Source organism: Novosphingobium fluoreni, from assembly GCF_014196615.1.
In the GTDB taxonomy this organism is placed as follows: Bacteria; Pseudomonadota; Alphaproteobacteria; order Sphingomonadales; family Sphingomonadaceae; genus Novosphingobium; species Novosphingobium fluoreni.
The window spans coordinates 424,187-438,104 of record NZ_JACIDY010000002.1 but is presented as its reverse complement, the minus strand read 5'-3'; the positions used below and the strand labels follow the sequence as shown (position 1 = coordinate 438,104).

Sequence of the window (13,918 nt, the reverse complement as noted above, 5' to 3'; positions counted from 1 at the left end):
GAGAATATAGCGAAAACTTCACACCGGATGTGAAGTTGACTAACGTATGCCCATGTCTCCGCACGCCATGATCGCAAACAGCCCGATTGCAGCTGTTGTCAGTAACCCCCGACTTCCTGATAACCCTATCATCGAATGCAACAAAGCGTTCCTCGACCTGACAGGCTTCGAACGGGACGAAGTGATCGGCCGCAATTGTCGATTCCTGCGCGGGCCCGAGACGGAGCCCTGGCTCGTCGACAAGATGCGCGAGGCTATCGCGGCGCCAAAGCCCGTGCTGGTGGAAATCATGAATTATCGCCGGGATGGCACTGCATTCCGGAACGCGGTTATGATCGTCCCCCTGTTCGATGACGCGGGCAACCTGGAATATTTTCTCGGCTCGCAAGTCGAGATTTCCAAGGCCAATGGCTATGCCAACGGTTCGACCGAGGGATTGTCGTCATCCAAGGGCAAGGTCGAGTTGCTGACCGCCCGGCAACGCGAGATCCTGATTCAGATGGCGGATGGCAAGCTCAACAAGCAGATCGCGTTCGATCTTGGTCTCAGTGAACGGACGGTGAAGATGCACCGCGCCGCGTTGTTCCGGGCCTTGGGGGTCAAGACCAGCGCCGATGCGATCCGGATCGCCGTGGAAGCCGGTCACTGACAGCTGGGGCATACCCCCTCATTCCCAAGGGAAAGCGCAAGATGCCAGCCGCTAAGCGCTGGCAAGTCTGACGGGTGCGCTCGCTCAGGCTAATTGGATCCCAGTAACGCCCAAATCAGTCCCGGGCCCGATCGGCCCGGGATACAAGGTGTTGTCGTCAAGCCAGCGCGCCGTGGCAGTGCTTGTACTTGTTACCGGAGCCGCACGGGCACGGCGCGTTGCGGCTGATCGGCAAGTCCGCATAGGGGTTCTCTCCCGACGCACCGGGACCGACCGCCGCCTGGGGGCTGCTGGCCAGCGACCCGAAGAAGGCCGCCTGAGCGGCTGATCCATCCCCATCTGCGGAATCATCGAAGCCCGTCAGCGGATCGATATGGCCCGTCAGGAAGTCCGGAAGCTCGGGCAGATCGGCCGTTTCAGGCATGCGCAGTTCACTGACCGATAGAATGCGAGTCACGTCCTCGCGGATCGTTTCCAGCATCCGCTCGAACAAGCTGAAGGCTTCCTGCTTGTATTCGTTGATCGGGGTTTTCTGCGCGTAAGCCCGGAGGAACACCACCTGGCGCAGCGCATCCAGAGTGGCGAGATGCTCCTTCCAGAAGTGATCCAGGCGATCCAGCAGGATGCTCTTTTCCACCTGACGCCAGATGCCGGCATCGTCTGCCGACATCTTTGCCGCCATATGATCATCGGCCATTTGTGCGATGCGTTCTTCGATCAATTCAGGATCGACGCCGTCCTCTTCGATCCAGGCTTCGATCGGCACGTCGATGCCCAAGATGTCCTGCGACCGCTCCTTCAATTGCGCGATGTTCCAGTGCTCGGGATAGGAGCCGGCAGGGCAGGCATCCGCGACGATCGCGTTGACGGTGTCCTGCCGCATTTCCACGACGACATCGTCCACCGTCTCGGCATCCATGATGTCCGCGCGCTGCTCGTAGATGACCTTGCGCTGGTCGTTCATCACGTCGTCGTATTCGACGACCTGCTTGCGCACTTCGTAGTTGCGCGCCTCGACCTTCTTCTGCGCAGTCTCAATCGCCTTGCTCAGCCACTTGGAACCGATCGCCTCGCCATCGGCCAGGTTGGAGTTCATCATACGCGAGAACAGCGTGTCCGGCCCGAAGATGCGAAGCAGGTCGTCCTCGAGGCAAAGATAGAACTTGGACAACCCGGGATCGCCCTGGCGGCCCGAACGACCACGCAGCTGGTTGTCGATACGGCGGCTTTCGTGGCGTTCCGTACCGATCACGCACAGCCCCCCGGCGGCGAGGACCTTGGCCTTTTCCTCGGCCACTTCCATCTTGATCCGAGCCAGACCTTCTTCGCGCTCCGGCCCCTCGGGAATGTCGCGCAGCTCGTCCTCGACACGGAACTCGACGTTGCCGCCCAGCTGAATGTCGGTGCCGCGTCCGGCCATGTTTGTGGCGATGGTGACCGCGTTCAGTCGCCCGGCCTGCGCCACGATATGCGCCTCCATCTCATGGAAGCGGGCGTTGAGGACGTTGTGCTGCACGCCCTCCTTGGTGAGGAAGTCCGACAGCAATTCCGACTTCTCGATGGAGACCGTGCCCACCAACACCGGCTGGCCGGTCTCGTAGCGCTCACGGATCAACTTGGCGATCGCGGCAAACTTGTCGAGCGTGTTTTTGTAGAACTCGTCCTCCTCGTCGACGCGGATGACGGGGACGTTGGTGGGGATAGTGACGACGTTGATCTTGTAGATGTCGTAGAATTCCGCCGCCTCGGTCGCGGCGGTGCCCGTCATGCCTGAAAGCTTGGGGTACATGCGGAAGTAGTTCTGGAAAGTGATCGAGGCCATCGTCTGGTTCTCAGGCTCGATATCGACGCCTTCCTTGGCCTCGACCGCCTGGTGCAAGCCGTTCGACCAGCGTCGGCCGTCCATCATACGGCCCGTGAACTCGTCGATGATGACGACCTTGCCGTCCTTCACGATGTAGTCGATGTCGCGCTTGAACATGACCACAGCCTTCAGTGCCTGGTCCAGATGGTGAACCACCTGCGTGTTCTCGACGTCGTAGAGGTTGTTGCCTTCCAGCAGACCGGCGGCCTCCAGAATACGCTCGGCCTTCTCCACGCCGTCCTCGGTGAGAGTGACGTTCTTGCCCTTCTCGTCCGCCTCGTAATCCTCGGGCACGAGTTGCTTCACGATCGCGTCGACCTGGATATACAGCTCGGACTTGTCATCAGTCGGGCCGGAAATGATCAACGGCGTGCGCGCTTCGTCGATCAGGATCGAGTCGACCTCGTCGACGATGGCGAAGTTGAAGGGCCGCTGCACCATCTGGCTGCGGTCGTGCTTCATATTGTCACGCAGGTAATCGAAGCCGAACTCATTGTTCGTGCCGTAAGTGATGTCCGCGCCATAGGCTTCGCGGCGCTCGTACTCGTTGAGATTGGGCACGATCACGCCGACGGTGAGGCCCAGGAAGCCGTGCAACTGGCCCATCTGCTCAGCGTCGCGACGAGCAAGGTAATCGTTCACGGTGACGACGTGGACGCCCTTGCCTTCCAACGCGTTGAGGTAAGTCGCCAGCGTCGCCACCAGCGTCTTACCCTCACCCGTGCGCATCTCGGCAATCTCGCCGCGATGCAGCACCATGCCGCCGATCATCTGCACATCGAAATGGCGCATGCCCAAAACACGCTTTGCCGCCTCGCGAACCGTGGCGAACGCCTCGGGCAGTATGTCGTCCAGCGTACTGCCGGCGGAGATCTGCTGGCGAAACTTCTGCGTCTGCGCCGCGAGTTCGTCATCGCTCATGGCTTGCAGTTCGCTTTCGAAAGCGGCGATCTGGCGCACCTGCTTGTCTAGCGACTTGACGTAACGCTCGTTGGACGAGCCGAAGATGGACTTGACGATTGCCCCAAGCATGGTGGGTTTTCCTGTGATCTGAGGTGCAGGCGCACGAACGCGCAACTGGCGCCCGGGCTGCCGGGCGGCGGATTTTTCAACGGGTCAGCGACTCGGGCTTATTGCCGCGCGCGGTCTATTCCGATGAGCACGCTGTGGTGGAAAAGCGCAAAAGCTTGGAAAGCCGCACCTTCATCGGCCACCATGCGGGCATGACGACGCCCCGCCTCTGGCAAGCGCGCCAGCTCGACGGGCGCGGCCGGTAGGCGTTGCGCAACCGGCGCGACAATGGCGGCTGGGGCGGTCTGTTCGGCACAGACACGCGCGTTGGCAGGCGCAAGTTGCGCCGCCAGCCCGGTCAAAAGGGCGAGGAGTGTGAGGACCAGCCGTTTAGTCATCGCTGCCGGAGATAAGCGCGTCACGTTCGACTGTCCACCACGTGCGACGAATTCGGCGGTATCTTACTTGACGAGCCGGACGGGAGAGCCATGTGCCCGGCTACCCGCACTCGCTCGCTCGCATGTCATTGCGTCGGCGCGGCGCCTTTCAGCGTCGCTCCGCTCTGCGTCGGTATCGTCCAGATGCCGACGTTCACTGCCATGACGACGGCCAGGATCAGCATCAGCCAGGTCTGTCGGCGCTGACCGCGACGGAAAGCGAACCAGGCCCCGGCGACAAGGCCCACGATGGCCAGCATCATGATAGAAAGCGCGAGGTCCATGCGGTTCTCCTTGTTGTTCCGCCTGTCGGTCTTCACCTGATCCACGCAGAAGCGCCGCAGCAACCCATAGGATTGCTGCGGCGCCGTCATCTCCCCATCGGGAAGATCGCGATCGTAAGATCAGGCCGCGACCGGAGCCGCCTTGCGCACGCCCTCATCGACATGCTCTTCGAACTGCTCGAAGTTCTCGATGAACTGTTTGACCAGGGTCTGCGCGGTCTTGTCGTACTCGGCCGGGTCAGCCCAGGCGCCGCGCGGGTCGAGCAGCTTGCTGTCGACGCCGGGAACCGAAACCGGAACTTCGAAACCGAAGTTGGGATCTTCCTTGAACTCGGCCTCGTTCAGGCTGCCGTCGAGCGCGGCGTTGAGCAGCGCGCGGGTCGCCTTGATCGGCATGCGCTTGATGCCTTCCATGGTGGCCTTGCCGCCTGACCAGCCGGTGTTCACCAACCAGCACTTCACACCGCCCTTGGCGATACGCTCCTTGAGGAGGTTGCCGTAGATCGAGGGGTGACGCGGCATGAACGGCGCGCCGAAGCAGGTGGAGAAGGTCGCTTCCGGTTCGGTTACGCCGATCTCGGTACCGGCAACGCGCGCGGTGTAGCCCGAGAGGAAGTGATACATCGCCTGATCGGGCGTGAGGCGCGCGATCGGAGGCAGCACGCCGTAAGCGTCGGCGGTGAGGAAGATCAGGTTGGCCGGAACCGGACCCAGGTTCTTCTCCGAAGCGTTCGGGATGAAGTCGATCGGGTAGGAACCGCGGCTGTTCTCGGCCAGGGCGTTATCGTCGAGGTCGATCTTCCGGGTCTCCGGATCGATCACCACGTTCTCCAGCACCGTGCCGAAGCGCTTGGTGGTGGCGAAGATTTCCGGCTCGGCCTCTTCCGAAAGGCGGATCATCTTGGCGTAGCACCCGCCTTCGAAGTTGAACACGGCGGTGTCCGACCAGCCATGCTCGTCGTCACCGATCAGGGTGCGGCTGGCGTCGGCGGACAGCGTGGTCTTGCCCGTGCCCGACAGGCCGAAGAACACCGCGGTCTTGCCGTCCGGTCCGATGTTGGCCGAGCAGTGCATCGGCATCACGCCCTTCACCGGCAGCAGGTAGTTCAGAATGCCGAACACGCTCTTCTTCATCTCGCCGGCATAAGCAGTGCCGCCGATGAGGATCAGCTTCTCGGAGAAATTGACCGCGACCACCGTCTCGGAGCGGCTGCCGTGGCGGGCCGGATCGGCGCGGAAGCTGGGCAGATCGATGATGGTGTATTCCGGCGTGAAGCTGGCCAGCTCTTCGGCCTTGGGGCGCACCAGCAACGTGCGGATGAACAGGTTATGCCACGCGAATTCGTTGATCACGCGCACATTCACGCGATGCTCGGGCTGCGAGCCACCGAACAGATCGGCGACGTAAAGCTTGTCCTTACCGCCCAGCGCGGCGAAGAAATCTTCCTTGAGATTGGCGAAGTGCTCTGGCGTCATCGGCACGTTCGTCTTGCCCCACCACACCGTATTTTCGGTTTCGGCGTCCTTGACGATGAACTTGTCCTTGGCGGAACGGCCGGTGTGCTTGCCGGTCTGCACCACGAAAGGACCATCTGCTGCCAGCATCCCTTCGCCATTGGCCACGGCATGTTCGACCAGCGGCGCAGTGCCCAGGTTGGCGAAGATCGTCGCGTCGGTGGTAATGCCCTGGCGGTCGAGAGGATAGCTGAGCGATGCAGTCAAGGTCGTCTCCATAAGTGTGGCGCTCGGGGAAAAGCGCCGGGCAGCAGTGATTGCTAGAGAATCGCAGGCGCGATAAGCGCGCGGGGTCATTCCGTCAAATATCACCAACTGTGCTTGTGCTTACCACAGATGCCTCGATTCTGCATCTGCATTCGATTCATTGTCAGCAGGCCGCCAAGCGGTTACCCCCCACACGCCTGTTCCAATTTGATAACTAATCGGCGGTGGCTTCATCGATGACTGCTTTGCAAGGCCCCGATAATGCGCCCAGCAGCGGATCGCCTGGCCCCGTCCCATCTCCGCGCCAGCAGACCATCGCCCTGGTCGATGACGATCGCAACATCCTGACCGCCGTCTCTATTGGACTTCAGGCGGAGGGCTTTGCGACGCGGGTCTATACCGATGGCGAAACCGCTTTGAAGGCCCTGCTCGACAATCCGCCCGACCTGGCGATCTTCGATATCAAGATGCCTCGTATGGACGGACTGCAACTGTTGGAGGCCTTGCGCGCGCAATCGGCGCTGCCGGTTATCTTCCTGACATCCAAGGATGAGGAGCCGGACGAGGCATTGGGACTGGCCCTGGGCGCTGATGATTATATCGCCAAGCCGTTCAGCCAGCGCCTGCTCGTGGCCCGCATCCGCGCCATCCTGCGCCGTTCCGAACTGCGCCGCAGTCTGGGGGAGGCCAGCTCGGGCGAAGAGCAGGTCAGCACGATCATGCGCGGCAGACTGTCGCTCGACCCGGCCCGCCATCACATCACCTGGGATGCAAAGGCAGTTTCGCTGACCGTGACCGAATTCATGATCCTGGAGGCGCTGGCGATGCGGCCCGGCGTTGTGAAAAGCCGCAATCAGTTGATGGACGCCGCCTATAGCGAGGACGTCTTCGTGGACGACCGCACCATCGACAGCCACATCAAGCGCCTGCGCCGCAAGTTCCGCGCCGTGGACCCCCAGTTCGACGCGATCGATACGCTCTATGGCGCGGGATATTCGTTTTCAGATGGGTGATGGTTGGCGCCAGCGGCTGACGGTGCCCCGGCGCTGGCCCTGGGGTGTGTCGCTCACTTCGCGCATCCTGGCTGTTAACGTGATCGCTCTGGCGCTGATGGCCGGCAGTCTATTTTACATCGACAGCTATCGCCGCGAATTGTTCGCCGAGCGGTTCCGGCTGGCGCGGATCGAGGCGGAGGTGACGGCGGCGGCCTTGAATGGCCAGCCACGCGCCGAGCAGAAACTGCTGATGGCGCGGATCGGCGCGATGCAGCACTTGCGCTTGCGTCTTTACGACAAGGCGGGAGAGCTGGTGGCGGACAGCTTCGCATTGGCGCCGCCTTCTTTCGCCTTTATCGATCCCGCGCGCGAGCCACCCTTGCAGAAGGCGGCGCGAACCTTGGATCGGGCGATGGACTTCGTGCTGGGCGCATCGCCCACACCACCCTACCGCGACCCAGCCGACAGTGATGCTGCCAACTGGCCCGAGATCGGGGACGCGCTACGCTCCACCAGTACCGTCTCGCGCCGCCGCGCCGCGCCGGACCAGACGCCGGTGATCACTGCCGCCACGCCGGTGGGCAGTGGCGGTGAAGCCCTGCTGATGACGCGCAATGCCCGCGATATCACCGAATATGTGCGCGAAGCCCGCCAAACGCTGGCCATTATCGTCGGCGCAGCTTTGGTGATCTCGATCCTGCTATCCCTGTTCCTTGCTCGCACGATCGTCGATCCCTTGCGTACCCTGGTGCGGGCAGCCGTGCGTGTTCGGCTCGGGCGGGACCGCAAGGTGGTGGTGCCACGCCTGCCGGACCGTCGCGACGAGATCGGACTGCTCGCGCGCGCGATTTCGGACATGACCACGGCGCTGCGCCAGCGGATCGACGCCGTGGAGAGCTTCGCGGCCGATGTTTCTCATGAATTGAAGAATCCCCTCGCCTCCTTGCGCAATTCGCTGGAGAACCTCGACCGGGTGACCGATCCGGATTTGCGCCGCCAGCTTGTGGCCATCGCCACAGATGATGTGCGCCGGGTCGACTTTCTCATCACCGAGATCGCGGATGCCAGCCGCATCGATGCGCAGTTGAGCCGCACCACGTTCGAGCCGGTGGACATGCTGCGGCTGGTCCTGGCGATCGTGGCCGAGCGGGACACACGCAAGGTAAACGGTAGCTGCCGCTTGATCGTTAGCCGCCTGGACGACGCCGACATGGTGGTGCCGGGCGATCCTGCGCGGCTGGAGCGGGTACTGCACAACCTGCTTGATAACGCGGTGTCTTTCTCCACCGAAGGCGCGGTGATCGAGATCGAACTGGCGCAAGAGGGCGACCGCGTGATCGTGGCGATTTCCGATCTGGGGCCGGGCATCCCCGCAAGCGTGCGCGAGAAGGTGTTCGAGCGGTTTCACTCGTTGCGACCCGCAAACGAGGAATTCGGCCGGCACAGTGGCTTGGGTCTCGCCATCGCACGCACCATCGTCGAGGCGCATTTTGGCCGCCTGATCGCCACATCGCGCACCGATGGCCAAGCTGGGGCGCGATTGGAAATGAACCTGCCTTTGTGGAGGGAACGCCAGTGACGCCCCACATCGCCACATGTGTCGCGATCGGGGGACGAGGCGTCCTGATCGAGGGGCCGCCGGGAAGCGGTAAATCGGCTCTCGCGCTGGCGCTGATCGATCGAGGAGCGGTGCTCGTGGGTGATGACGGGGTGCTGCTCCGGTCCATCGAGGGGCGGCTCATCGCCCTGCCCCATCCCCGTACCGAAGGCCTGCTTGAAGTGCGCAACCTTGGCATCCTGCCCTTCCCGGTCGGCGATCCGGTTGAGATTGCACTGCTGATAGAGCTGCGCGCCGATGCTCCCCGCTACATCGAGGCGGCGCAGGCGGTTGACAGGCAAGGCATCGTCGTGCCCGCCGTGTCGCTCTGGCCTGAGCCCGCGCCCCCCGCTCTGAAAGTCGAGTTGGCCTTGCGTCATTTTGGGCGTCCCGGTCCGGGAAATTGGACTTAAGGCGGTCTTCCCTTCGCGCACCACAAGGCGCACAAGCGTGTTTCCATGACAGACGAGTCTACTTCCAGCGGCAAGACTGGTTCCGGCAGCGAGATTGGCCAACGTCAGCGCCTGATGTTGGTGACCGGCATGCTGGGCGCGGGCAAGACAACCGCGTTGCGCGTGATGGAAGACCTGGGCTGGGAGGTGGTGGACAACTTCCCGATCCGGCTGCTCGATCGGCTGATCGATACCCCACAGGCCTTCGGACAAGCCACCGGCGAAACCCGCGGAGCACTGGCGATCGGCTTCGATTCCCGAACGCGCGGCTTTGACCCTCAAGCGATCATCCGAATGGTGAAGGAGCTGGGCACCCGGTCCGATCTTGAGATCACCACACTGTTTCTCGATTGCTCGAGCCAGGAGCTCGAGCGGCGCTATAACGAGACGCGCCGCCGCCATCCGCTGGCCGGAGACACCCCTGTGGCGACCGGCATCCGCGCCGAACGCGAACTGCTTGCACCGTTGCGTCGTTGGGCGGACATCCTCGTCGACACGACCGAGTTCACCAGCAACGATCTGCAGCGCGCCATGCGCGAACGCTTTGGAGACGAAGACAGCAAGGAGCTGACGATCACCGTCTCCAGCTTCGGCTTCTCACGCGGGATGCCTCCGGTGGCGGACCTGGTGTTCGACATGCGCTTTCTCGACAATCCGCATTGGGTACCGGAACTGCGCCCTCTCACCGGCGAAGATGCGGCCGTGGGCGAACATATCCAGCGCGATCCCGCTTACGCCGAGGCGTTCGAGCGGATTCGCGACCTGCTGCTGCTGTTGCTTCCGCGCTACAGTGCTCAGGGAAAATCCTATGTGCATATCGCATTTGGCTGCACCGGCGGCCGTCATCGGTCAGTCTTCACCGCGATGCAGATGGTCTCGGCCTTGCGTGAGCGTGGCTTTTCGCCCACATTGCTGCACCGCAACCTGGGCGCACGTGCCGCCGACCTTCTGGAAGGAAGCCCGCGACGTGACCACTAGGAGAGACGCGCGGTTGCGTTCACAGCATTTTCGGAGCGGTGTTTCCCAATGATCGGCATGATCCTCGTCACGCATGGCGATCTGGCTGTCGAGTTCGTGAAAGCCATGGAGCATGTGGTCGGCGCGCAACCCGCGGTCGTCTCCGTCTGCATCGGCCCTAACGACGACATGGAGCAGCGCCGGGCGGAAATCGCGCGTGCGATCAAAGACGTTAACCAAGGCGAAGGCGTCGTCATCCTGACCGATCTGTTCGGCGGCACGCCCTCCAACCTCGCCATTTCGCTGATGCAATCCGGCACAGTCGAGGTGATCGCCGGGATCAATTTGCCGATGTTGATCCGTCTCGCCAAGGCCCGCCGCTGCATGTCGGTGCGCGAGGCTGCGTCGGCCGCGCGCGATGCCGGGCGCAACTACATCACGATTGCGTCGGAATATCTGGGGCAGGATGCATGATCGATTGCCGCGAAAACATTGTCATCGTTAACCAGCGCGGCCTGCATGCGCGGGCCAGCGCCAAGTTCGTCAACCTGGTCAGCGATCTGCCGCCAAGCTGCACCGTCACCGTCAGTAAGGACGGGGTAGAGGCCGCGGGCGGCTCCATCCTGGGCCTGATGATGCTGGGCGCGGCCAAGGGCGACACGATCGAGATCGCCGTTTCAGGGGACGATGCCGAGCGCGTGCTGGGTCAACTGGCCGGTCTCGTCAAGGACGGCTTCGGCGAGGACTGAGCCGCCTTGCGTCGCACGATCACCGGGTTCTCCAACCCCACCGTCAAGTTCCTGCGCTCCTTGCGCGAGAAGAAACACCGCCGGCGTGAGGGCAAGTTCCTCGCCGAGGGACTGCGCCTGCTGACCGATGCGCGCGCTTGCGGCATCCTGCCCGAGCAGCTGGTGATGGCCAGCGGCCGTCCACCCCACCCCCTCCTCGACGAGTTGGAGCGCGCTGTCGTGGCAAGTGGCGGCGAAGTGATCGAGATGGACGAGGATATTCTTGCCAAGGTCACGGGCAAGGACAACCCGCAAGCCGTGGCCGGCGTCTTTGCCGAGTTCGATACGCGCTTGGCCGGGATTGATCGTCACGCCGCGCCGATTTGGCTGGTGGCACAGGCGCTGCGTGATCCGGGCAACCTGGGCACCATGCTGCGCACGGGCGACGCGGTGGGTGCGGGCGGGCTCATCCTGATCGACGACTGCGCGGATCCTTTTTCGGTAGAAGCCGTCCGGGCGAGCATGGGGGCGGTCTTCACGCAACGGATAGGCACGGCGCGCTGGGACGAATTCATACCCTGGCTTCGCAGCGGCCCGGGGCAACTCGTTGCAGCCTCTCTGCGCGATCCCACGGACTACCGCCAAGCCGCCTACGCCGCGCCGTGCTTCCTCCTGATCGGCAACGAATCGCAAGGTTTGCCCGAGACTTACGAGGCGGAGTGCGACTTGCGTGTCACCATCCCGATGCGCGGCCGGGCCGATAGCCTGAATGCCGCCGTGGCCGGAGCCGTCCTGGCTTATGAGGCGCTTGCCCGACTGGAGGGCTAACGGTTCGCCCCTCCCGCGAAGGTCGCGTTCGACATAGGTGGTGGCGTCGGCGGACGGGCTCTGCCACAATCCGACGATGCGGCAGAAGGAACTGCGGATCGGGCTTGTCTGCTACGGCGGGGTCAGCCTTGCCGTCTACATGCACGGCGTCACCAAGGAATTGTGGAAAGCGCTGCAGGCCAGCTGCGCTTTCGGGTCTGGCGACGATGAGCCTGGCGGCAGCATCGCGGTCTATCTCGATCTTTTGCGCGCGCTGGAGGCCAAACATGGGGTTCGCCTGCGCGTCCTCACCGATATCGTCGCCGGGGCGAGCGCCGGGGGCATCAACAGCGTGTTCCTGGCCCAGGCCATTCACTCCGGACAATCACTCGAGCCCCTGACCGAGTTGTGGCTGGAAACGGCCGATGTCGATGTCCTGCTGGACCCCGATGCCCGCCCGGGATCGCGCGCGGCGAAGTTTTGGGCGACACCGCTGGTGAACTACCTGCTGCATCGGCCGGGCAACGCCGTCAGCGAGACTGTTGCGCCCGAAACTCGCGCGGAGGTGCGGGAGAAGCTCTCCCGGCTGATCCGGTCCCGCTGGTTCGAGCCGCCGTTCAGCGGCATCGGCTTTTCGCGGCTGCTCTGCCGCGCGGTGACGGCGATGGCGCAGGCCCCCGCCCAGGCTCCGCTCCTGCCGGCGGGCCATCCGCTGGACCTGTTCGTCACCGCGACCGACTTCACGGGCCACCTCGAAACGTTGCGGCTGCATTCTCCCGCACTGGTGCTGGAAAGCGAGCATCGGCTGACATTCAGCTTTCGCGCCGCAGTCGGCGGCAAGGCGACTTTTGGCGCGATCCCCGAACTGGTGATGGCGGCCCGCGCCTCTGCCAGCTTCCCCGGCGCTTTTCCCGCTTTGCGCGTGGATGAGATCGATCAGCTCGTCGAAGAGGAAAGCCTTTCCTGGCCGGATCGCGATGGCTTTCTTCGCCGGACGATGCCCGAACATGCCCGGCGCGCAGAGATCGATCGCGTGTCCCTGATCGATGGATCGGTGCTGGTGAACGCCCCCTTCGCCGATGCCATGGCCGTCCTGCGCGATCGGCCCGCCACGCGTGAGATCGATCGGCGGATCGTCTACATAGACCCCACCCCTGATCGGACCGGCGGCGCACGGCGTAAAGATGATAAGGCGCCCGGGTTCTTCTCGGTCATCTTCGGGGCGCTGTCCGCCATCCCGCGCGAGCAGCCGATCCGCGACAATCTGGAAGCGATCGAACGCAAATCACGCGACATGGCGAACTTGCGGCAGATCATCGAGGCGCTGCGCCCGGAAATCGAAGAAACGGTGGATCGCTTGTTCGGCCGGACGTTCTTCCTCGATCATCCCAATGCCAAGCGCCTGGCCGCGTGGCGCGCCCGTGCGCAGCAGGCGGCGTTCGAGCAAGCCGGCTATGCCTACCATGGGTACGCTCAAAGCAAGTTTCGCGGTATCGTTGCCACCATCGCCGGCCTGGTTCTGGAAGCTGCGCCGGAAATGGCGTTGCCATCTGCCGCACCGATCAAGGAGCAACTCACCACTTATCTGGCCGCCCACATTTGGGATCACGAGAACGGCCTGCGCGATGCGCGCTCGCCCGCGATGATCGCCTTCTTCCGCCTGCACGATCTGGCATTTCGCATCCGCCGACTGCGCCTGCTGGCGCGCCGGGTGACGCAGGAGGGCACGGAAGATGAGGACACGACGGAGCTTGATCGCGACAATGCCCGCACCGCGATCTACCACGCGCTATCGCTCTACCTGGCGCAGGAGTCGCTGGCGGCACTGGGAGAGGCGTTTCCATCGCTGGCCCGCAATGTCTTCACCGATCCCGGCGCGCTGATCGCCCACGTCGCCCGGCAGCGCGACCTTGTGCGGATCGACGCCGAAGTGGACGAACTGCTGGCACAGGCCATGGCCGCGATGCCATCGCCACTGCGGCGGCGGATGCTGTTCACGTATCTGGGCTTCCCGTTTTACGATGCCGTGACCCTGCCGTTGCTGCGCAGCGAGAGCCTGACCGAGTTCGACCCGGTGCGTGTTGACCGGATCAGTCCCGACGATTGCCACGCCATCCCTCACCCCACCGATGAGCCGCTGCTTCGTGGTTGCGAGTTCTACAATTTTGGGGCGTTCTTCAGCCGCTCCTACCGGGAGAACGACTATCTGTGGGGGCGCCTGCACGGTGCCGAGCGGATGATCGACCTGATCGCCTCCACGCTGGAACCGGATCGCACCATGGCGGGGGCGGACCTGCAAGCGTCCAAGCGGGCCGCGTTCCTGGCGATCCTGGACGAGGAGGCCGATCGCCTCGTGGCCGATCCGGGCCTAATACCCCGCCTCCGCAAGGCCGTACTAGAATCTCCGGCCTGAAT

13 protein-coding genes are annotated in these 13,918 nt (G+C 63.4%); 9 read left to right on the top strand and 4 right to left on the bottom strand.

The window, feature by feature from the left end:
• Positions 1-52 precede the first annotated feature (52 nt).
• Positions 53-649 (top strand): response regulator transcription factor, encoded by a 597-nt coding sequence (locus GGR39_RS05785; protein WP_183616248.1) that lies wholly within the window; start codon positions 53-55, stop codon positions 647-649.
• Positions 650-806: 157 nt separating this feature from the next.
• Here GGR39_RS05785 and secA read toward each other — a convergent pair whose 3' ends face one another.
• The 4 genes from secA to GGR39_RS05765 form a co-directional block, all read right to left on the bottom strand.
• Complete coding sequence (gene secA / locus GGR39_RS05780) at positions 807-3,545, bottom strand: preprotein translocase subunit SecA (protein ID WP_183616247.1); 2,739 nt, start codon at positions 3,543-3,545, stop codon at positions 807-809.
• A 98-nt stretch (positions 3,546-3,643) separates the two neighbouring features.
• Positions 3,644-3,946: a hypothetical protein gene (locus GGR39_RS05775; protein ID WP_242867194.1), complete on the bottom strand. Its 303-nt coding sequence runs from the start codon at positions 3,944-3,946 to the stop codon at positions 3,644-3,646.
• A 101-nt stretch (positions 3,947-4,047) separates the two neighbouring features.
• A complete protein-coding gene (locus tag GGR39_RS05770; RefSeq protein WP_246388362.1) occupies positions 4,048-4,335 on the bottom strand; it encodes a hypothetical protein in 288 nt (95 codons plus the stop codon).
• A 30-nt stretch (positions 4,336-4,365) separates the two neighbouring features.
• Positions 4,366-5,979 carry a phosphoenolpyruvate carboxykinase gene (locus GGR39_RS05765; RefSeq protein ID WP_058737528.1) on the bottom strand — a complete coding sequence of 538 codons (1,614 nt, stop codon included), beginning with the start codon at positions 5,977-5,979 and terminating at the stop codon, positions 4,366-4,368.
• Positions 5,980-6,203: 224 nt separating this feature from the next.
• On the opposite strand from GGR39_RS05765, the gene GGR39_RS05760 reads away from it, so the two are divergent.
• From GGR39_RS05760 to GGR39_RS05725, 8 genes are all read left to right on the top strand, one after another.
• Complete coding sequence (locus GGR39_RS05760) at positions 6,204-6,980, top strand: response regulator transcription factor (RefSeq protein WP_183616246.1); 777 nt, start codon at positions 6,204-6,206, stop codon at positions 6,978-6,980.
• Positions 6,973-8,541 (top strand): sensor histidine kinase, encoded by a 1,569-nt coding sequence (locus GGR39_RS05755; RefSeq protein WP_183616245.1) that lies wholly within the window; start codon positions 6,973-6,975, stop codon positions 8,539-8,541. The genes GGR39_RS05760 and GGR39_RS05755 overlap by 8 nt, the downstream gene beginning before the upstream one ends.
• The gene (locus GGR39_RS05750; protein ID WP_343055790.1) at positions 8,538-8,972 is read left to right on the top strand and encodes an HPr kinase/phosphorylase; all 435 of its coding nucleotides are present in this window, start codon (positions 8,538-8,540) and stop codon (positions 8,970-8,972) included. The genes GGR39_RS05755 and GGR39_RS05750 overlap by 4 nt, the downstream gene beginning before the upstream one ends.
• Positions 8,973-9,017: 45 nt before the next feature.
• A complete protein-coding gene (gene rapZ, locus GGR39_RS05745) occupies positions 9,018-9,989 on the top strand; it encodes an RNase adapter RapZ (protein WP_058737531.1) in 972 nt (323 codons plus the stop codon).
• 48 nt (positions 9,990-10,037) lie between these two features.
• Positions 10,038-10,442, top strand: a complete 405-nt coding sequence (locus GGR39_RS05740; protein WP_058737532.1) for a PTS sugar transporter subunit IIA — start codon at positions 10,038-10,040, stop codon at positions 10,440-10,442.
• Entirely contained in the window at positions 10,439-10,717 is a 279-nt protein-coding gene (locus GGR39_RS05735; protein ID WP_058737533.1) for an HPr family phosphocarrier protein, read from the top strand. The genes GGR39_RS05740 and GGR39_RS05735 overlap by 4 nt, the downstream gene beginning before the upstream one ends.
• 6 nt (positions 10,718-10,723) lie before the next feature.
• Positions 10,724-11,524, top strand: coding sequence for a TrmH family RNA methyltransferase (locus GGR39_RS05730; RefSeq protein WP_183616242.1), 801 nt, complete (start codon positions 10,724-10,726; stop codon positions 11,522-11,524).
• A gap of 76 nt (positions 11,525-11,600) precedes the next feature.
• Positions 11,601-13,916 carry a patatin-like protein gene (locus GGR39_RS05725; RefSeq protein ID WP_183616508.1) on the top strand — a complete coding sequence of 772 codons (2,316 nt, stop codon included), beginning with the start codon at positions 11,601-11,603 and terminating at the stop codon, positions 13,914-13,916.
• Positions 13,917-13,918: the final 2 nt, after the last annotated feature.

Excerpts from the sequence above, each read along its gene's own strand:
- GGR39_RS05785 (WP_183616248.1), top strand. The coding sequence starts at position 53 with ATGTCTCCGCACGCCATGATCGCAAACAGCCCGATTGCAGCTGTTGTC.
- GGR39_RS05740 (WP_058737532.1), top strand. The coding sequence starts at position 10,038 with ATGATCGGCATGATCCTCGTCACGCATGGCGATCTGGCTGTCGAGTTC.
- GGR39_RS05765 (WP_058737528.1), bottom strand. The coding sequence starts at position 5,979 with ATGGAGACGACCTTGACTGCATCGCTCAGCTATCCTCTCGACCGCCAG.
- secA (WP_183616247.1), bottom strand. The coding sequence starts at position 3,545 with ATGCTTGGGGCAATCGTCAAGTCCATCTTCGGCTCGTCCAACGAGCGT.
- rapZ (WP_058737531.1), top strand. The coding sequence starts at position 9,018 with ATGACAGACGAGTCTACTTCCAGCGGCAAGACTGGTTCCGGCAGCGAG.
- GGR39_RS05735 (WP_058737533.1), top strand. The coding sequence starts at position 10,439 with ATGATCGATTGCCGCGAAAACATTGTCATCGTTAACCAGCGCGGCCTG.
- GGR39_RS05770 (WP_246388362.1), bottom strand. The coding sequence starts at position 4,335 with ATGACGGCGCCGCAGCAATCCTATGGGTTGCTGCGGCGCTTCTGCGTG.
- GGR39_RS05760 (WP_183616246.1), top strand. The coding sequence starts at position 6,204 with ATGACTGCTTTGCAAGGCCCCGATAATGCGCCCAGCAGCGGATCGCCT.
- GGR39_RS05755 (WP_183616245.1), top strand. The coding sequence starts at position 6,973 with ATGGGTGATGGTTGGCGCCAGCGGCTGACGGTGCCCCGGCGCTGGCCC.
- GGR39_RS05725 (WP_183616508.1), top strand. The coding sequence starts at position 11,601 with ATGCGGCAGAAGGAACTGCGGATCGGGCTTGTCTGCTACGGCGGGGTC.